General features: G+C 68.4%; 19 protein-coding genes. 10 read left to right on the forward strand and 9 right to left on the reverse strand.

Annotated features, from left to right (window positions below):
• From M4D77_RS16050 to M4D77_RS16080, 7 genes are all read left to right on the forward strand, one after another.
• On the forward strand, positions 1-492 hold a 492-nt coding region (locus M4D77_RS16050; protein WP_259936672.1), incomplete at its 5' end, for an Rv3235 family protein.
• A 55-nt stretch (positions 493-547) separates the two neighbouring features.
• Positions 548-2038, forward strand: coding sequence for a wax ester/triacylglycerol synthase domain-containing protein (locus M4D77_RS16055; RefSeq protein WP_259936673.1), 1491 nt, complete (start codon positions 548-550; stop codon positions 2036-2038).
• Between the two features lie 52 nt (positions 2039-2090).
• Complete coding sequence (locus M4D77_RS16060; RefSeq protein ID WP_078113329.1) at positions 2091-2657, forward strand: DUF6912 family protein; 567 nt, start codon at positions 2091-2093, stop codon at positions 2655-2657.
• Positions 2658-2733: 76 nt separating this feature from the next.
• The gene (locus M4D77_RS16065) at positions 2734-3849 is read left to right on the forward strand and encodes a ferredoxin reductase (protein ID WP_259936675.1); all 1116 of its coding nucleotides are present in this window, start codon (positions 2734-2736) and stop codon (positions 3847-3849) included.
• An 82-nt stretch (positions 3850-3931) separates the two neighbouring features.
• Positions 3932-5074 carry a GNAT family N-acetyltransferase gene (locus tag M4D77_RS16070; protein ID WP_259936676.1) on the forward strand — a complete coding sequence of 381 codons (1143 nt, stop codon included), beginning with the start codon at positions 3932-3934 and terminating at the stop codon, positions 5072-5074.
• 232 nt (positions 5075-5306) lie between these two features.
• On the forward strand, positions 5307-6650 hold the full coding sequence (locus tag M4D77_RS16075; RefSeq protein WP_259936677.1) for a fatty acid desaturase: 1344 nt from the start codon (positions 5307-5309) through the stop codon (positions 6648-6650).
• Between the two features lie 72 nt (positions 6651-6722).
• Positions 6723-7922 (forward strand): fatty acid desaturase, encoded by a 1200-nt coding sequence (locus M4D77_RS16080; RefSeq protein ID WP_065631851.1) that lies wholly within the window; start codon positions 6723-6725, stop codon positions 7920-7922.
• Between the two features lie 12 nt (positions 7923-7934).
• Here M4D77_RS16080 and rsgA read toward each other — a convergent pair whose 3' ends face one another.
• The 4 genes from rsgA to M4D77_RS16100 all read right to left on the reverse strand — a co-directional run bounded on the left by rsgA (position 7935) and on the right by M4D77_RS16100 (position 10983).
• Entirely contained in the window at positions 7935-8969 is a 1035-nt protein-coding gene (gene rsgA / locus M4D77_RS16085; RefSeq protein WP_159371303.1) for a ribosome small subunit-dependent GTPase A, read from the reverse strand.
• Between the two features lie 22 nt (positions 8970-8991).
• Positions 8992-10293 (reverse strand): 3-phosphoshikimate 1-carboxyvinyltransferase, encoded by a 1302-nt coding sequence (gene aroA, locus M4D77_RS16090; protein WP_259936678.1) that lies wholly within the window; start codon positions 10291-10293, stop codon positions 8992-8994.
• Between the two features lie 72 nt (positions 10294-10365).
• Positions 10366-10749, reverse strand: coding sequence for a VOC family protein (locus M4D77_RS16095; protein ID WP_259936679.1), 384 nt, complete (start codon positions 10747-10749; stop codon positions 10366-10368).
• Positions 10750-10983, reverse strand: a complete 234-nt coding sequence (locus M4D77_RS16100; protein ID WP_211538392.1) for a hypothetical protein — start codon at positions 10981-10983, stop codon at positions 10750-10752.
• A 156-nt stretch (positions 10984-11139) separates the two neighbouring features.
• Here M4D77_RS16100 and M4D77_RS16105 point away from each other — a divergent pair, with 156 nt between their 5' ends.
• Entirely contained in the window at positions 11140-11517 is a 378-nt protein-coding gene (locus tag M4D77_RS16105) for a cupin domain-containing protein (protein WP_058251930.1), read from the forward strand.
• Between the two features lie 28 nt (positions 11518-11545).
• On the opposite strand, the gene M4D77_RS16110 is transcribed toward M4D77_RS16105, so the two are convergent.
• On the reverse strand, positions 11546-13255 hold the full coding sequence (locus tag M4D77_RS16110; RefSeq protein WP_259936680.1) for a nucleobase:cation symporter-2 family protein: 1710 nt from the start codon (positions 13253-13255) through the stop codon (positions 11546-11548).
• Positions 13256-13334: 79 nt separating this feature from the next.
• Here M4D77_RS16110 and M4D77_RS16115 point away from each other — a divergent pair, with 79 nt between their 5' ends.
• Positions 13335-13850, forward strand: coding sequence for an NUDIX domain-containing protein (locus tag M4D77_RS16115; protein ID WP_065631856.1), 516 nt, complete (start codon positions 13335-13337; stop codon positions 13848-13850).
• Here the strand turns inward: M4D77_RS16115 and M4D77_RS16120 are convergent.
• The 4 genes from M4D77_RS16120 to M4D77_RS16135 form a co-directional block, all read right to left on the reverse strand.
• Positions 13781-14446, reverse strand: coding sequence for a TetR/AcrR family transcriptional regulator (locus M4D77_RS16120; RefSeq protein WP_068970092.1), 666 nt, complete (start codon positions 14444-14446; stop codon positions 13781-13783). The genes M4D77_RS16115 and M4D77_RS16120 overlap by 70 nt on opposite strands.
• A 41-nt stretch (positions 14447-14487) precedes the next feature.
• Positions 14488-16320: an FAD-dependent oxidoreductase gene (locus M4D77_RS16125; RefSeq protein ID WP_259936681.1), complete on the reverse strand. Its 1833-nt coding sequence runs from the start codon at positions 16318-16320 to the stop codon at positions 14488-14490.
• Between the two features lie 149 nt (positions 16321-16469).
• The gene (locus M4D77_RS16130) at positions 16470-16901 is read right to left on the reverse strand and encodes a chromate resistance protein ChrB domain-containing protein (protein WP_065631858.1); all 432 of its coding nucleotides are present in this window, start codon (positions 16899-16901) and stop codon (positions 16470-16472) included.
• Positions 16898-17374 carry a Chromate resistance protein ChrB gene (locus M4D77_RS16135; protein ID WP_226513797.1) on the reverse strand — a complete coding sequence of 159 codons (477 nt, stop codon included), beginning with the start codon at positions 17372-17374 and terminating at the stop codon, positions 16898-16900. Before M4D77_RS16135 ends, M4D77_RS16130 begins: the two co-directional genes overlap by 4 nt.
• A gap of 172 nt (positions 17375-17546) precedes the next feature.
• On the opposite strand from M4D77_RS16135, the gene chrA reads away from it, so the two are divergent.
• Positions 17547-19001 (forward strand): chromate efflux transporter, encoded by a 1455-nt coding sequence (gene chrA, locus M4D77_RS16140; protein ID WP_259936684.1) that lies wholly within the window; start codon positions 17547-17549, stop codon positions 18999-19001.
• Positions 19002-19007: the final 6 nt, after the last annotated feature.

Genomic DNA, 19007 nt, shown 5'->3' on the forward strand with positions numbered 1-19007 from the left:
GCCGTCCGGCCGTTCCCGGGGTCGGCTCCGGGTGCCGGTTCGGCGCGCAAGACCGCGGTCGCCGCGGCCGAGGCCCGCCGCTTCACCGTTGCGGTGTCCCGGCTGCTGTTCGAGGTGGTCGATCGGCGTCGCTCGGTCGCGCACCTCGGCGACGTCGTGTCGCCGGCGATCGCCGACCAGGTCGCAGCCCTCGTCCGGCACGACGCCTTTCGGATTCCGGAGCCGACCGGAACCGGGACGCCGGGCACCGTATCGACGCCGGCGGCGACGCAGGTGTCGACCGGGAACGTGCTGCGGCGCGTACACGTCCAGGTGTGCGATCCCAGCGCCGCAGAGGTGTTCGGCTCGTACGAGGGAGGTGGGCGGACCCGGGCGTTCGCGGGCCGCATCGAGCGCAAGCCGATCCGGGTCCGTGGCGCCGCGGACCCGGGCCGGCGATCGTTGGGTCGAGTGGAATACCGGTGGCAGCTGGTGGCCCTCGAGTTCGGCTGACGGGTAGCTGCTGCGCAGACCACGGAAATCCGCGTCGGCGGTTACGATCGGCGTCGTGGTCACCCGTCTGTCGCCCCGCGACGCGATGTACTACTTCCTCGACGATTCGCGGTCCACGACCCACCTCGGGGCGTTGCTGATCGTCGATCCCGCGGCCGCGCAGGCGACCTCGGAGAACGCCGAACCGGGCGACACCGGATCCGAAGCGTCCGACGCGGCCAGGCGAGCGTCCCGGCAGTCGACGCTCGACTACGCGGGTCTGGTCTCGCTGGTCGAGAACCGCCTGCAACTCATCCCGCGGTATCGCCAGGTCGTCCGTGAGGTGACGCTCGGGCTCGCGCGCCCGGTCTGGGTCGACGACCCCGACTTCGACATCAACTTCCACATCCGTCGCGCGGGTCTGCCGCGGCCCGGTGGAGCCGTCGACGTCGACGAACTCGTCGCCCGGGTGATGTCGCGGCCGCTCGACCGCACGCGACCGCTCTGGGAGATGTATCTCATCGAGGGTCTCGCCGACGGCCGACTCGCGATCCTGACCAAGTCGCACCGATGCCTCATCGACGATGCGGGCAGCCGGGAGATCAGTGAGGTCATCTGCGACGACACCGAGACAACGGAACCGCTGCCGGAGGAGTTGTGGATGCCGGGGAGGCCGCCGGGCGGCACCCATCTCGTCGCCGGTGCCCTCGCCGAGGCGCTCGCGCGCCCGGGCGACCTCGTGGACACGGTGCTCCACGGCAACGGACTCGTGTCCGAGATGCGGTCCGCCGTCGGCACGACCGTGCGGCGCGTGGGGGACGTGGTGTCGCAGCTGACCGACTCGGCGCCACGCAGTCCGTTGAACAACGCGGGTACCACCACCCGGTCTTTCACCACCGTCGCGCTGCCGCGCCGGGGGTGCGCAAAGGTCGCCGAGCATCACGGTTGCACCATCAACGACGTCGAGCTGGCCATCATCTCCGGCGTCATGCGCAAGTGGATGCTGTCGTTCGATCCGGCCGAGGTGCCCGCCGACACCGTTCGGGTCGTCGTGCCGCTGTCGGCACGCGACCCGGGTGTCGAGCGCACGGCCGAGCCGGAACCCGGGTGGATCGGGGTCGGCAAACCGAGTTTCGTCACCGATCTGCCGGTGGGGGAGAGCAATCCGGCCGTTCGGCTGGCGCAGGTGGCCGGTCTGGCCGACCGATATGCGCAGTCGTCGCGCCGGATGACTCTCGGTCCCAGCCCGCTTTTCCCCGAACTGGGTGTGGTGCCGTTCCCGGAGATCAGCTCTCGGGCGTTCCGGTCGCTGAACAGCCGTGCGTACAACGTGCCGGTGGCGATGAGCACGTCGCCGGTGCCGGACCGTTTCGTCCTCGGCGCACCGGTGCGCCAGGTCTTCTCGATTCCCACCCTCGTGTCGCAGCGTGCGCTGGCGATCAGCGTCGTCGAGTACCGTGACCATCTGCACTTCGCCTTCGTCGCCGACCGCGGGGTCATCGCCGATCTGCCCGCGATGGCCGACTACGTCTTCGAGTCCCACGAAGAGCTGACCCAGAAGAGTTGACCCAGACGAGCTGACCCAGCCCTACCGCTGGCCGAACGGGAGTAGTTGACGAATGAGGGTGTACCTGCCGGCGACGTTGGCGATGCTGTTGCGGCTCGATACCGACGGCGAGTTCCGTCCGCTGGGCGGCACGGGATTCGCCCTGACGCCCGCGCTGCGTGAGGCCTTCGTCTCCGGGGACGACGAGGAGCTGTCCGAGGTCGCGCTGCGTGAGGCCGCGCGTGCGTCGCTGCGCCTGCTCGCCGGGGAGGCCCCGGAGGCCGGCGACCGCGAGTCCGAATCCGAACTGGTCGCCGACGAGGCAGTCACCGACCCCGCGGACACCCCGCGTCTGCCGCCCCGGCGCGTGGTCGTCGCGGCCGACGTGGAGGACGTGACACTGCGTCCCGACCTGGACGACGCGGTGGTCAAGATCTCCGGGCCCGTCCCGGTGTCGGCGATCGCGTCGGTGCATGTCGACGTCGCCGAGGCGGAGCCGAAGGTCCGTGCGGCCGTGGTGGTCATCGACGCCGCCGACATGGGTGACCTCGATGCCGAACTCGCGGTCGGCGACGTCGAGGACTTCGATCTCGCGTGGTACGCGACTCAGGAACTGCCGTTCCTCCTCGAGCTGCTCTGAACCGAAACACTAACCTACGGTTGCGTAGGTTATGGTGGCTCCGACACGTTCCCCGACGTCGAAGGCGGTAAGTGAGATGGGTTTGCTCGAGAGGTTCGAGGAACCGGTTTCCGGCGTCGCGGCCCGCAGCCGCGGCTCGCAGTGGGCCCGCGCCGCGCTCACCCGGATCACGACGCCGCTCCTGCCCGACGACTATCTCCACCTGGCGAATCCGTTGTGGTCGGCCCGCGAGCTGCGGGGCAAGGTCGTCTCGGTGACCAAGGAGACCGAGGACACCGCGACGATCCGCATCCGGCCCGGTTGGGGCTTCTCGTTCGACTACGCCCCGGGTCAGTACATCGGCATCGGCGTCCTGATGGAGGGCCGCTGGGCGTGGCGTTCCTATTCGCTGACCTCGACCCCCGACTCGTCAGCGAACGACAAGACGATCTCGATCACGGTCAAGGCGATGCCCGAGGGCTTCTTGTCCAGTCACCTGGTGAACGGTCTCCAGCCCGGCACGGTCGTCCGTCTCGCCGCACCGCGCGGGGAGTTCGTGCTGCCGGACCCGTTGCCGGCGAAGGTTCTCTTCGTGACCGCCGGAAGCGGACTCACGCCCATCATCTCGATGCTGCGCACCGCACGACACCGCGACCAGCGCACCGACATCACACTCGTGCACTCGACGCCCACGCCGGCCGATCTGCTCTTCGCCGACGAACTCCGGGACCTGGCGGACAGCGGCGTCGTCGACCTGCATGTGCAGTACACGCGAACCGACGGGCAGATCACTCCCGAAGTGCTGCCGTCCCTCTGCGCCGACTGGCGCGAACGTCAGACCTGGGCGTGCGGACCCGCCGGGTTCCTCGACGGCCTGCAGCGCCTCTATGCGGAGGCGCACCTGATAGAGCAGTTGCACATCGAGCGGTTCGCCCTCGAACGCGGCGTCGTCGGGGCCCAGGGCGGCACCGTCACGTTCTCGCGGTCCGGGAAGTCGGCGGTCGTCGACGGTGCGACCACGTTGCTCGAGGCGGGGGAGACCGCGGGCGCGATGATGCCGTTCGGATGCCGGATGGGGATCTGCCAGAGCTGCGTGGTCATGCTCGACAAGGGATGCGTGCGCGACCTGCGTTCGGGCGTCGAACACGTCGAGGGCGAGCGCATCCAGACCTGTGTTTCCGCCGCGGCGGGGGACTGCACCCTCGCCGTCTGAGCAGCGTCTTCGTCTCGTGTGGCTCGCGCGCATCGGTGAGCCGGTAGGGTGAACGACGTGCGTGGCGAGAGGAATCTGTTCTGTGGAAACGCCGGCGAAGGCACCAGTGACCGCTGAGGCCCCGGCCCCCAGCGAGATCCCCGTCCTGAGTGACGGAGGCGTCACCCTGCGGCCGCATGAGCCCCACGACCTCGACCGGATGGTCGAACTCGCGGCGGATCCGGCCATGATGCGATGGACCCCGATCCCGGCACCGTACAGTCGTGCGGCAGCCGAGCGCTTCGCCCTCGACTACGCGCCGCGCAGCTGGGCGAAGGGCACCCGGATGTTGTGGGCCGTCGAATTCGACGGCCGGTTCGTCGGCACCGTCGACATCGAGGGCGAGGGACCGCTCACCCGACTCAGCTACGACCTGCACCCCGACGCCCGCGGGTGGGGCGTGATGAAGCGCGCCGTCCTGCTGGCCGTCAACTACGCATTCTCCGAAGCGGACAAAGAGGTCGTCCGATGGACGACCGTCGCCGGCAACATCGACGCGCTGCGGGTGGCCCACTCCTGCGGTTTCCGTCTTGACGCCGCGGTTCCCAACGGCATCGAGGTCCGCGGTCACATCCGCGACGCCTGGGTCGGATCGCTGCACGCAGGCGATCCTCAGCATCCCAAGACCGATTGGCGGACAGACGTTTTCGAGACCGAGCGGTTCCGCCTGCGGCCGCTCGCGGAGACCGACGACCCGCGCATCCGGGAGACGCTCGACGACCCGGTGTCGCGCAAGTACCTGTTCGCGCGCCCCGATCCGCTGGAACTCGAACACGCTGCGGCCGAACGCCTCCGCAAGTGGTGGACGGCCGCGCAGGGCACGACATGCACCTGGGCGGTGGCGGATCGCGAGACCGACGACTACCTGGGCGACATCACCCTGCTGCACATCGACGAGGTCACCGGCGCCGAGGCGGGTTTCTACACGCACCCCGAGGCCCGCGGCAAAGGCGTTCTGGGCGAAGCATTTCCGGCTGCGGTCCGGTACGCCTTCGACAAGCTGGGGTTCCGCCGCCTCACCCTCTTCGCCGCCGACAGCAACGAGGGCAGCAAGAAGCTCGCCCGCATCGCCGGCTTCCGCGAGTTCGGCACACAGAAACTCGCCGCCCGGTCCGACGGCGTCTTCGAGGACCTCGTGGGATTCGAGCTGTTCCGCGACGACTACGAGGCCGACCGCAAGGACTGACTAGTCCCGCCCCGTCGACCATCCACTGTCTCGCGTCGATTGTGCAGCTTCCTCGCCGGCACGGAACCCGTTCCGTTGATCGGTTGAGTCCCGGTTCGTCACACTCACTGGACACGACGCCGTCGCCAACCTACGCTTGCGTAAGTTACGGAAACGTAGGCGTAGGCAGCGGTCGACACGCGCACCTCGAAGTCGCGCCATCGACCGACCACCGGCGAAGGGAACCACACGTATGGCGATCTCCGACATCCCCGAATACGCGCACCTGACCGAGTCCGACGTGGCCGCATTGGGAGCCGAACTCGACGCGATCCGCGCCGACATCGAAGCCGACCGTGGTGAGCGGGATGCGCGGTACCTGCGCAACACGATCCGGTTCCAGCGCGGGCTGGAGGTCACCGGCCGCGCCCTGCTGTTCGGTTCGACTCGGAAGTCGGCCTGGTGGGCGGGTGCGTGCGCCCTCGGCGTCGCGAAGATCGTCGAGAACATGGAGCTCGGGCACAACGTGATGCACGGGCAGTGGGACTGGATGAACGACCCGGAGGTGCACAGCACCACCTGGGAGTGGGACAACACCGACCCGTCGGCGCACTGGAAGCACACCCACAACTACATCCATCACAAGTACACGAACGTGCTGGGCATGGACGACGATGTGGGCTACGGACTGCTGCGCGTCACGCGCGATCAGCGGTGGCGTCCGTTCAACTACGGAAATCTCGTCTACAACACGATTCTCGCGCTCGCCTTCCAATACGGGGTCGCCGTGCAGCATCTCGAGCTGGGCAAGAAGCGCAAGACCCCGGAGGCCCAGGAAGAGTTCCGGCGCAATCGCAACGAGGTCCTGTCGAAGATCGGCAAGCAGGTCGCCAAGGACTACCTCGCGTACCCGGCGCTGGTCAGTGCCGCCACCGGGCACAAGGTCGGGTACGGCCGCGCGTACGCCAAGGCTGCGACCGCGACCGCGCTCGGCAACGTCATCCGCAACGTGTGGAGCAACGCAGTCATCTTCTGCGGTCACTTCCCGGACGGCGCGGAGAAGTTCACCAAGCAGGACATCGACAACGAGACGCAGGCGGAGTGGTACCTGCGCCAGATGCTCGGCAGCGCCAACTTCGACGCCGGATTCCCGCTGGCCTTCATGAGCGGGAACCTGTCATACCAGATCGAGCACCACATCTTCCCCGATCTCCCCAGCAACCGGTACGCCGAGATCGCGGTGCGCGTGCGGGCCCTGTGCGACAAGTACGACCTCCCGTACACCTCGGGTCCGTTCCCGGTGCAGTACGCGAAGGCGTGGCGGACCATCGCCAAGCTCTCGCTGCCGGACAAGTACCTGTCGGCGACCGCGGACGACGCACCCGAGACCGCTTCCGAACGCCGCTTCAAGAAGGGGCTGCCCGAAGGTGCGCGTCTGCAGGCGACGATCGACGAGACGACCGGCACGCGTCGTGGACTGCGCTCAGCCATCGCGTCGCTCCGCTCCCGGCGGCGAGACCAGGGTTCGCTCCGCTCGCTTCGTTCCCGGATCGGCGCCGATACGTCGGGCACCCGCTCCGACGAGCAGGCCGCTTGATCGGCGCAGGTCAAACGGCCGGCACATATCGAGACCAAGGCAGTGGCCTCAACAGGGGCATAATGAGGCGCAATGGCAATCACTGATATCAACGAGTACGCGCATCTGACCGACGCCGACGTGGAAGCACTCGGCGCCGAGCTCGACGCGCTCCGCCGTGAGATCGAGGCGGACCGCGGCATGCGCGACGTCCGGTATCTGCGGCGCACCATCTTGGCGCACCGTGCTCTCGAGGTCGCGGGCCGAGCGGCTCTCATGGGCAGCCGTTCCCGGCCGCTCTGGCTGCTGGGCACCGGAGCGCTCGCGCTGTCGAAGATCATCGAGAACATGGAGCTCGGGCACAATGTGATGCACGGGCAGTGGGACTGGATGAACGACCCGGAGGTCCACTCGACCACCTGGGAGTGGGACATGGTGTGCGCGGCGCCGCACTGGAAGCACTCCCACAACTACATCCATCACAAGTACACCAACGTCCTCGACATGGACCACGACGTCGGTTACAAGACGTTGCGGGTCACGCGGGACGAACCGTGGAAGCCCAAGCAGCTCCTCCAGCCGGTCACCAACATCCTGCTCGCGGCGCTGTTCGAGTGGGGCATCGGTTTGCACGACCTCGACATCAAGGACGCGATCTCGGGGAAGAAGCCCAAAGAGGTCGCGATCCCGCAGCTGAAGGTGTTCGCGCGCAAGGTCGGCAAGCAGTTGGCCAAGGACTATGTCCTGTTCCCCGCGCTGTCGGGACCGAATTTCAAGCACACGCTGACCGCGAACCTCAGTGCCAATCTGATCCGCAACGTGTGGGCCTACGTCGTCATCTTCTGTGGTCATTTCCCGGACGGCGCGGAGAAGTTCACCGCGGAGTCACTCGAGAACGAGACGCAGGGCCAGTGGTACCTGCGGCAGATGCTCGGTACGGCGAACTTCGACGCCGGGCCCGCGATGGCCTTCTTCAGCGGCAACCTGTGCTACCAGATCGAGCACCACCTGTACCCTGATCTGCCGAGCAACCGGTATGCCGAGATCGCGGTGCGGGTACGCGCTCTCTGCGACAAGTACGACCTTCCGTACACGACGGGATCGATTGTCGTGCAGTACCTTCAGACACTTCGCACGATCAACAAGCTGGCGCTGCCCGATTCGTTCCTGCGTGACACCGCCGACGACGCCCCGGAAACGGCGTCGGAACGGCGTTTCGCCGGAATGACCCCCCGCGCCGCCGGCCTCAAGACCGCGATCCGCGAGCTGCGCGCCCGGCGTCGCCGGCGGTAGCACGCCACTCGGTCACTCCGCCGTCCGTAGCTCCTCGGCCGCGTCGCCCTCACCGCCGCTGACCGCCACCAGGAGGTGGCGCACGGCCATCGCGCGACGATACGAGTGACCGGTCAGCTCGTCGAGCTTGCACTCGGGATCCGCCGGTGGGCCCAGATGTGTACAGCCGCGGGGACATTCCTCGATCGCGGCGTGCAGATCGTCGAAGGCGGCGACGATGTCGTCGGGTCCGACGTGCGCGAGTCCGAACGACCGGATGCCGGGGGTGTCGATGACCCAGCCACGCGGGCCGGCGTCGTCGGGCAGGGCCAACGCCACCGACTGGGTGGACGTGTGCCGGCCCTTGCCCACTCCCGACACCACGCCGGTCGCCCGATATGCGTCCGGGACAAGACGATTGACCAGAGTGGACTTGCCGACCCCGGAGTGGCCGATGAACGCGGTGATCCGACCGCGCAACGTCGACAGGATCTCGTCGAGCGGGTCGTCGCGGCCCGCGCACACCACCGGCAGGTCGAGATCGGCGAAGGCCGCGGTGAATTCGGCGGGATCGGCGAGATCCGATTTCGTCAGGCACAGGATGGGGGACAGGCCGCCCACATAGGCCGCGGCCAGTGCGCGTTCGACGAATCCGGTGCGCGGCGGTGGATCCGCCATGGCGGTCACGATGAGGAGCGCATCGGCATTCGCCACGACGATCCGCTCGTAGGGGTCGGAGTCATCGGCGGTGCGGCGCAACACCGTTCGACGATCGGCCACCCGGACGATGCGCGCCAGCGTGTCGGGCCGGCCGGACAGGTCGCCCACCACCGACACGTCGTCGCCGACGACGATCGGGGTGCGACCCAGCTCTCGGGCGCGCATCGCGACGACGCGCCGATCCGGGTCGCCGTCGAGCACCACGCCCCAGCGACCGCGATCGACCGAGACCACCATGCCCTGCTCGGCGTCGTCGTGCGACGGTCGCGTCTTGGTGCGCGGTCGGGTGCCCTTCCCGGGACGGACCCGGACGTCGGATTCGTCGTAACTCGCCGCGCGGCGACTCAACGGCGCGCCCGTCCGCGAGAGCTCATGCGCGCCCCAACATCTGCTGCCACATCCCCGGGAAGTCCGGCAGCGTCTTGCTCGTCGTCTCGATGTCGGCGACCACCACACCGGGTGTCACGAGGCCGACGATGGCTCCGGCGGTGGCCATCCGGTGGTCGGCGTAGGACTCCCAGGTTCCCCCGCGCAACGGGGAGCCGGCGGTGCCGGTGATGCGCAGTCCGTCGCCGGTTTCGGCGCATGTCCCACCAAGGCGGGTGATCTCGGTGGTGAGCGCGGCGAGCCGGTCGGTCTCGTGGCCGCGGAGGTGGGCGATCCCGGACAGTACCGACTCCCCGTCGGCGAGCGCGCACAGCGCGGCGATGGTGGGGGTGAGCTCGCCGATGTCCCGGAGGTCGAGGTCGACGGCCTTGAGCACCTCGGGGCCGCGCACCGACAGCGTGCCGTCGAGGTGCTCGACGGCGCAACCCATCGCGGCGAGGACGTCCGCGATCCGTGCACCGGGCTGGGTGGTCACGGCGGGCCAGTACGGCACCCGCACGGTACCGCCGGTGACGGCTGCCGCGGCGAGGAACGCGGCGGCGTTCGACAGGTCGGGCTCGACCGTCCAGTCGACGGCCGCGATCGGTCCGGGTGCAACGCGCCAGACATTCGGTTCGGAGGTGTCGACGACGACGCCGGCCGTCGCCAGCATCTCCACGGTCATGTCGATGTGCGGGGTCGACGGGACGGCCGCGCCGACGTGCCGGACGACGACGCCGGCCTCGAACCGGGCCGCCGACAACAGGAGCCCCGACACGAACTGCGATGACCCGGATGCGTCGATGGTGACCTCGCCGCCGGGCACGGTGCCGGTGGCGTCGATGGTGAACGGCAATCGATCGCCGTCGACGGCGACACCCAGCCCGCGCAACGCGTCGAGGATGGTAGTCTGCGGCCGTTCGCGCGCGTGGGGATCGCCGTCGAAGACCACGCGCCCGGTGGCCAGGGCCGCGGCCGGCGGCAGGAACCGCATCACGGTCCCGGCGAGGCCGCAGTCGATCGCGGCACCCCGCAGGGGTCCGGGCACGATCGAGACCGTGGTCTCGCTCGCGGGGTCGATGCGGATCTCGGCGCCCAGGGCCTCGAGCGCGGCGAGCATCAGGTTCGTGTCGCGGCTCCGGAGGGTTCCACGGACTGTCGACGGCCCCTCGGCGAGGGCGGCGAGGACGAGAGCGCGGTTGGTGATCGACTTGGAACCCGGCAACTCCACGGTTGCATCCAGGCCGCCTCCGGCGGGGGCATCGAGGCCGCCCTTGGTGATCGTCGGCGCGTTCCAGGAACTCATGGCGTCCAGTCTGTCATGGGGTGCTCACGTTCCCCGGCGCCGATGGGCCGTCCACGGCGGTGGGATCCCGATCTATCGCGTGTCCTTGCGCAGCGGGTGATCGGCGGGGATCTGGACGACGATCAGGGTCCGGCCGTCGGGATCGGTCGCGTGCATCTCGATGAGACCCCACGGCTCGGTGCGCGGCTCGCGGGTCATGGGAACGCCACGGTCGCGGAACTCGTCGGCGACGGCCTCGGCATCCCGGACCTGAAGCCAGAGAACCGAATCGCTGGACGGGGCCGGCTCGTCGGTCTTCATGTGCGACGAGATCTCGATGAGCCCGTTGCCGGCGAAGAACACGACGCCACCCGGATACTCGCGGTGGACCGGCAGGCCGAGCCGGTCGCGGTAGAACGACTGCAGGCGTTCGGGATCGGCCGAGAGCAGGAGCACCCGGCTGGCCAGGACCTCCATCTACTGCCCCTCGGTGGTGCCGGCGGAGCCGCCCAGGGCGTGTCCGCGGTTGAGGTCGCTCCCGTGGCTCGCGGCCTCGTACGCCGCCCGTTCGCGGGCCAGCCGTTCCGTCTCGCCGATGGGCGTCGAATCGCCGAACGCGAACGCGGAATCGTGCGGCCACTCGTGCGGGAGGTCGGGGTCGACGATGCGCCCGTCGTCGTCGATCGGCTCGGGATCAGAACTGGGGGACATGGGTTCCACGATAGGCCGAACCGGGCGCGGTGCGCGGGATTCGGGAGCGGCCCGACCGTTGCGCGATCGTGCGGTCGTCGCAGTACAAACGCAAGGTCGGCGGCCTACCGTTGTCGTCGGGGTCGGGCGTTTCGTACGCGATCACCGGGAGGGATCATGACCAGCATCGAGCACCGGACCGAGCACCGAGACTTCGCCGAACCCGACGAGGTACGCACCTTCGGGCACGGGCAGGTGGAGCTACTCACCGTTGGGACGTCGGACATCGGCCGGCTGACCCTGGAACCGGGCTGGCGATGGTCGGTCGACGTCAAACCGATCGCCGGTACCGAACTGTGCGAGGCACCGCACTTCCAGTACCACGTGTCCGGGGTCATCCACGTCGTGATGGCCGACGGCACCGAGTTCGACGCCGGGCCGGGATCGATCACGTCCCTGCCCTCCGGGCACGACGCCTGGGTGGTCGGCGACGAACCCGTGGTCCTCGTGGACTTCTACGGTGCCAGCAACTACGCCAAACAGCAGGCCGGGTGACGACCGACCACGGTCCGAACCGAACCCGTCACGAACCGCGCCGCGAGAACCCGCCCGAGGTGTAACCGTCCCAGGTGTCGAAGAGCCGCAACACCTTCGGGTCGCCGAGGCTCTTGATGTGGTCGGCCAGGTCCTTGGGCGCAGCCGGATTGGTGACGATGAACGGGTGCAGCGACGAGTCGTGGTCGGCCAGATAGCGGAGCGTGTCGGCCGGGGTGTCGGGGTCGGCGGCCGCCAACGCGTCGCGCGGGTCGAAGGCGGCGGCGCGGACGCCGTCGGCGCCGGAGAGGTCGGTTGAACCGTCGGGTGCACCGACCACTGCGATGTCGCCGGTGTTGTGGTAGTCGACCGGATCGGCGGACACGCTGCGCGTGTTCAGCAGGAGGTTCAACACGATCGCGGTGAGCGCACCCGCGGAGATCCCCGAATGGAAGATGGTCTGGAACCAGTCGGGGAACTGGGCGTAGAGATCCAGGACCACGTTGACCGGCGCCTCGCCGAGTTCACGGTCGGTGTAGTAGATCTTGGCCTCGGTCAGCATGGCGACACCGACCGAGATCGCGACGACCAGGATGTTGGTGTTGTTCAGCTTCGCCTTCGCGAGCGTCCGGATGCCGCTGGCCGCGACCATGCCGAACAGGGCGACGCCGGCGCCGCCGAGTACCGGCAGCGGTATGCCCTCGACGATGGCGGCCATCTTGGGCAGCAGGCCGAGGACCACCAGGATCACGCCGGCGCAGGTCGCGACGTGGCGCGTCTTGACCCCGGTGATCGCGACGAGGCCGACGTTCTGCGCGAAGGCCGTGTAGGGGAACGTGTTGAACACGCCGCCGAGTGCGGTGCCCAGGCCGTCGGCGCGCATCCCGTCGGCCAACTTGCGCGGGGTGATCTTCTTGTCGACGATCTCGCCGACGGCGACGATGTCGCCGGTGGTTTCGGTCATGATCACGACGCCGACGATGATCATCGAGATGATGGCGCTGACCTCGAAGGTGGGTGCGCCGAACTGGAACGGCTGCGGGATGCCGACCCACGGGTACTCGCCGACCTGATCCCAGTGCGTCATGCCGAACGGGATCGCGATCAGGGTGCCGACCGCCAGGCCGAGCAGGATCGACACCCGGCGGATCGCCGCGGGGGCGAATCGTTCGATGCCGATGATGACGGCCAGGGTGAGGAATCCGAAGGCGATGTTCTTCGGGTCGCCGAAGTCGGGGCCCGCGGCGGTGCCGCCGCCGAACCAGCCGGCCGCCACCCGCATCAGGGACACCCCGATGATGAGGATGATCGTCCCGGTGACCAGCGGCGGGAAGAAGCGGATCAGTCTCCCGACGATCGGTGCGACGGCGATCATGAACAACCCGCACGCGATGACCGACCCGTAGATGGTGGTGATGCCGTACGAGGTCCCGATGGTGATCATCGGGCCGACCGCGGCGAAGGTGACGCCCTGCATCAGCGGGAGTCGGACCCCGAACCGCCAGAACCCCACGGCCTGCAAGATCGTCGCGATGCCCGCCACGAACAGGTCCGCCATGATCAGGTGGACGATGTCACCCTGCTCGAGTTGGCCGGCGCCGACCATCGCGCCGCCGACGATGAGGGGTACCGCGACGGCCCCGGCGTACATGGCCAGGACGTGCTGGAGGCCGAGCGGGAACAGCTTGATGAACGGCGGGATCTCGTCCACCGGATGTGCGGCGGACCTTCCGTTCTTGACGACATCGAGAACCGACATGGTCAGTGTTCTACGGTTCGCACGTTTCCGTGAAGGCGCGAGCGTGTATCCGCGACGTTTCCGCCAAGATATATCCGTGATGGCCACCGCCTCCCGCCGCAGCGCGGGAATCCTGCTCTATCGCCGGACGACGTCGGCCGACGGTGCCGCTGCCGTCGAAGTTCTCCTCGTGTTCCCCGGGGGTCCGATCTGGGCGCGTAAACCGGACGCGGGGTCGTGGTCGGTGCCCAAGGGGCTCGTCGAACCGGGCGAGGACGAGTGGGCCGCCGCGCGACGCGAGTACGCCGAGGAGATCGGGAGCCCGGTGCCCGACGCCCCGCCGATCGAACTCGGCGAGGTCAGGTTGAAGAGCGGCAAGAGGGTGATCGGATTCGCCGTGGAAGGCGACCTCGACGTCGTGTCGGTCGTCAGCAACACGTTCGAGCTGATGTGGCCGCCACGGTCGGGACGGATGCAGGCGTTCCCCGAGATCGACCGCGCCGAATGGTGTTCCGTCGATCTCGCGCGGACCCGGCTCAACCCCGCTCAGGTTCCGTTCGTCGACCGTCTGCTCGAGGCGCTGGGGTCCGCGGACCCGGCGTCACCGAGGAGGTAGGTGCGCGTCAGGTCTCGCCACAGCGGGAGATGCGGGTCGGTCAGCGGGTCGCGCCGGTCGATGAGGTAGGTGGTCGCCGCGCCGCGCATGCTCGTCAGGAGCAGCGGGTAGAGGGCGGCGTAGCGCGGTGACGCGGTCAGCTCGGGGCCGAGGAACCCGGCGACCGCACGTCGGACGGTCTGGCCGATCTCGCGTTCGGTGGGGAGCAGGGCCGTCCGCAGATTGGCATTGGTCCGCGCCGCGACCCACAACTCCATCGAGGCGACGAAGTACGGCTGGTGGAACGTCGACCAGCCGACGTCGGTGGCCAGCGCGATGCGCTGGACCGGATCGGCCGGCCATTCGACGTGGCTGGGCAGTTCGGCGATGCGGGTGCGGGCGAGGTGTCCGACGGCCGCCATCAGCAGGACGTCCCGCGACGGGTAGTGGTGCAACAACCGGCCCCGGCTCACGCCCGCCTCGTTCTGGATGGCGACCGTGCTCGCGGCGGCGTATCCGCGATCGACGAGAACTCGGATCGCGGCATCGAGGATGCGGGTCTGCGTGACCCCGCTGCGTTGCTGCCGCGCGCGCGGGGCGCCGGGAGAGGTGGTCACACGAGGATCGTAGTTCGGCACGGCGCGGATGACCCGCGGCCTCACACGTCGAGGATGTGCGGGAGGCCCGCGCGGTAACGATCGCGGTCGATCTGTTTCAGCGGCTCGAGCATCGGCAGTTCCCAGAGCGGGAAGACGGTCGCCGCGCGGGCGGGGCTGTCGGCCGCGGCGATGATCGCGTTGGTCACCCGGCGGCCGGATTCGTTGGCGCCCTCCATCGTCGCGAGATCGATGTTGCTCCGGACGTGGTCGCCGCCGATGAACAGATTCGGAATCGACGTGTAGGCGTTCGGCCGGTTCTTGTACGAGCCGGCGGTGTTGACCATGAGCGGTGTGGCGTTGGCGATGGACGGCGACCAGGTGATCCCGGGGTCGAGGGACCAGGTGACGATCTCCTCCGAACGCAGGAGCTTCCGGGCCCCCGAGTTCATCGCTCGGCTCATCTGGGCCCACACTTCCCGCGCGATCTCTTGCCGGGTGCACTGTTTGGCGGGTTTGCCGTAGAGGATGCCTGGCTTCTCCCACTCCGAGATGTCAATGGACAGACAATCTTTCACTCGCCCGTCAGCGTAGGTGCGCGCGAAGTCGACGTTCCAGGGGCGGGCCTGGAACAGGCCGGTCAGAGCCCAGGGGGTACCCAGCGCGGCGATGTGGCTCGGCGGCATGTCGGCGCGCCGGGAGAGGAAGTACTGGATGCCGACCATCCAGTCGTCCTTGAGAGCGTGGATACCGGCCAGCGACGGGTCGGCTGTGACCAACTCGGGCGACAACAACGGACGGAGGCGATCGATGGGCATCGCGGCGACATACCAATCGGCATCGACCGGGGCGCCGGAGGTGAGTTGCGCTCCACTGATCCGGCCGCGCGTCAGATTCAGTCGCGCCAGGCCGGTCCCCATCTCGAAGCGCACGCCGCGACCGCGGAGGTGGGCCACCCACGGGTCGATCCACGCATGATTGGTGGGGCGGTTGAGGATTCGGTCGACGCCGCCGTGTACGAGCCCGGCGTCGTATCCGCTGATCAATCCGGTCGCCGAGGTGGCCAGTGCCAGTCCGATCTGGCCGATCGTCCGTGCCGACGCGGTGTCGGGTTTGGCGGCGACAAGCGCTCGCGTGAGGGCGCCCACGAGATATCGCTGATATGCCCGTGACTTGCCCTTGGACTTCACGAACTGCATCCAGGACTGGTTCTCCCACTGGCCGATTCGACGTTCGGTGCAACTGGTCGCGATGATCAGCTCGCGGGTGACGAAGTAGGCGAGTTCGGGAGGCGGCACATCGACGACGAACTTGAGTCCGGTCATGAACGCGTTGCGCAGGTTGTCCAGCGTCACGATCTCGTTCGCGTGCTGGACGAAACCCATGATCGATGCCGGGGCGGTGGTCGGGGCATACCCGGCGTCGTCGAAGGCGATGACCGCCGACTCGACGTTGATGAGGTGACGGTCACGAACGTTGCTGTTGCCGACGGGGATTCGCTCCATGGTGTCCGGCACGTGCTGGTAGCAACCCGGGAAGAACCGGAAACCGTGCTCGCCGGGGAGTGCGAGGCGACCACCCCGTGCGGTGCCGGGGACGTCGTGGCTGTAGGCCTTGCCGCCGAGGCGCGACGGCTCGTAGACCGTGACCCCGAAGCCGCGCTCGACGAGTTCATGCGCCGCGGACAAGCCGGCCATCCCGCCGCCGAAGATCGCGACGTCGCGGCCGCGGCCGGCGCCGGAGCGGGGCACCGCCCGGGCCGAGGGGACCGTGACGCCCGGTAGGGCCACTGCGGTACCGGCCAGGACTGCGGCGGCAGCCGATCCGCGCAGCATGGAGCGGCGCGGAAAGCTGTTCGGCGAGTTGCTTTTCGAAGTGGAAGTGGCGTCCGACATCCCCATGACCCCTTTGTCGACGACTGTCCGCGACGGTGGATAACAGTCAGCGTTGACTTATCTGCTGTGATGTCTACCACAGCATCGAAGTGGGTCGGACGGTTTTGGCGAATCGTCTCACGGGGTGCTCCGACGCGCCCTGCGGCTGACTACGACGGTTCGCGGCCGGTGAGGGTGCGTTGGCGAAAGTACTCGTGCAAACCGTCGAAAACGGCATCCGAGACCGACAGGGTGTGTTCGTCGTCGCCGATGAGGGAGAGGCCGCGCAACACGACATCGAGGCCCGGCGCTTCCGGAGCGTCGTAGCGGTCGTCTTCGATGTCGGCTTCGTGGATGATCTCTGCGATCGCCCACAGGACCGGGTCGGTGAGTTCGTACCGTTTCAGGATCGTCTCGAACGTGCAGTCGCCGTCATGATGGCCCAGTTCGACCCCGCGCATGTCGAACGGCGTTGCGTCCGAGGGGATTTCGTCTGCGTTGGTGACGAAGACGAACTCGGCGGCGGGATCGACGTACCGGCGGATCAGCCACGCGCACGCTGCTCGGTCGATGTGCACGCCGGCCCGGGTCGCCCACCTCACGACGGCCTCGCCGGTTCGGTCTCGAGGAGTCGGTCGGCCAGTGTGCGAAGTGCTTGTCGGGCGGTCTCGCGCGACTCGGTCGGAAAATGATCCCGTCGGGTGATCTCACGGAACCTGCGACGCAGGACGCCGAGCTGTTTCGCGGGGTCGGCATGGTCTTCCGCCTGCTGCGCCTCGACGACTATCTCTGCGTACTCGGCTCCACGGGCCGACTGGAGTTCGGCGCGGATGCGTTCGAATTCGGCCGGGTTGGTGGGCGCGGCCGACCAGACCTCGCCGGATCCGCCTGCGCTGACCGCATCCTCGGCCACCCACTCGAGCTGTTCGCGGGTCCGGGCGCTCGCGGGAAGCAGTACCACCCCATCGGTCAGCTGATAGGCGCCGTACTTCCGGAGTTTGCGCCAGATCGCGATCCGCGGCGTCGACGGCTCTCGGGGGACTCGGTACACGAGCATCACCCAGTCTTCGGACACTCCAGCACCTCCTCGGCATGTCATCCGATCATGCACCAGCGGTCGATGTCGTTACCCGCCGCTCACTGCGCGTTCAACCCTGGACAATCTGATTGTAACCGTGGTTGCATCTGCTGGGAGCCGCACGATCGCGGCGACGCGGGCACGTTGGTGCGTGGTGGAAGGGGTGCGAGTGGCGATGTCGGAGAGATCCGGTCGACCCGGGAGTTCGGATGCGTCGAGACGTGCGGACAGTCCGCCGGAGGCCGAAGGGTCGGCGGCCGTCGAGTCGGGTGACCACGTCGACCCGACCGCGGGGGTCTCGCTGCGGACCGCGACCCGCGCGTGGTTCCTGATCTCGCTGCAGACCTTCGGGGGTCCCGCGGGTCAGATAGCGGTGATGCAGCGAGCACTGGTCGACGACCGGCGCTGGATCGGCCAGCGCCGGTTTCTCCACGCCCTCAACTACTGCATGCTGCTGCCCGGGCCCGAAGCCCAGCAATTGGCCATCTACGTGGGTTGGCTGCTCAACGGAACCGCCGGTGGGCTGATCGCGGGCATCCTGTTCGTCCTGCCCGGGGTGATCGCGATACTCGGGCTGTCGGCGATCTACGTCGCCTTCGGCGCGACGACCATCGTGGCGGCCCTGTTCGCCGGCATCGGCCCCGCGGTGCTCGCCATCGTCGCCCAGGCGGTCACGCGGGTGAGCAAACGGGCGCTCACCGGGCCGGTGCAGATCGCGATCGCGGTCGCTGCGTTCATCGCCCTGGCGGTCTTCGCCGTCCCATTCCCGATGGTCATCGCTGTGGCCGGCGTCCTGGGCTGGCTGACCGGCCGCCGTGTCGTCGCTGCCCAGAAGGAGGTCGCCGACGACGGGCCCGCGCCGATCATCGCCGACGACGCGATCCACACGGCATCCCCGAGCTGGCGTCGCGCCGGGTTGGTGCTCGGTGTCGGTGCGCTGGCCTGGATCATCCCGATGGGCATCGTCGTGGCGACCACGGGGACGGGCAGTGTGTTCACCCAGCAGGGCACGTTCTTCACGTGGACCGCCCTCATCACCTTCGGCGGCGCCTACGCCGTCCTGGCCTACATCGCCCAGCAGGCGGTCGAGGTCTACGGCTGGGTCACGCCGGGTGAGATGGTGCGCGGACTCGGACTCGCCGAGACGACCCCCGGCCCTCTCATCATGGTCGTCCAGTTCGTCGCGTTCCTCGGCGCCTATCGCGATCCGGGCGGTCTCGACCCCTGGGTCGCGGCGACCATCGGCGCACTCCTGACCACCTGGGTCACGTTCGTGCCGAGTTTCGTGTTCATCTTCCTCGGCGCGCCGTTCATCGAGAAGCTCCGCAACAACCGGCATCTGACGTCCGCGCTGAACGGCGTCACCGCCGCGGTGGTCGGCGTGATCGCCAATCTCGCACTGTATTTCGCACTGCACACGCTGTTCCGGGACACCACGGTCGTCACCGCCGGGCCGTTGCACCTCGCGGTCCCGCATCTCGACACCCTGCGTCCGTTGGCCGTGGTGATCACCGTGATCGCCTTCGTCCTGATCTATCCGCTCAAGCAGTCGGTGCTCCGGACCCTCGGCATCTGCGCGGTGCTCGGCCTGCTCGCCGCCGCCGTCGGCCTGCCCCTGACCTGAACGACC

The organism is Gordonia sp. p3-SID1431, assembly GCF_025143765.1.
Taxonomy (GTDB): domain Bacteria; phylum Actinomycetota; class Actinomycetes; order Mycobacteriales; family Mycobacteriaceae; genus Gordonia; species Gordonia hongkongensis.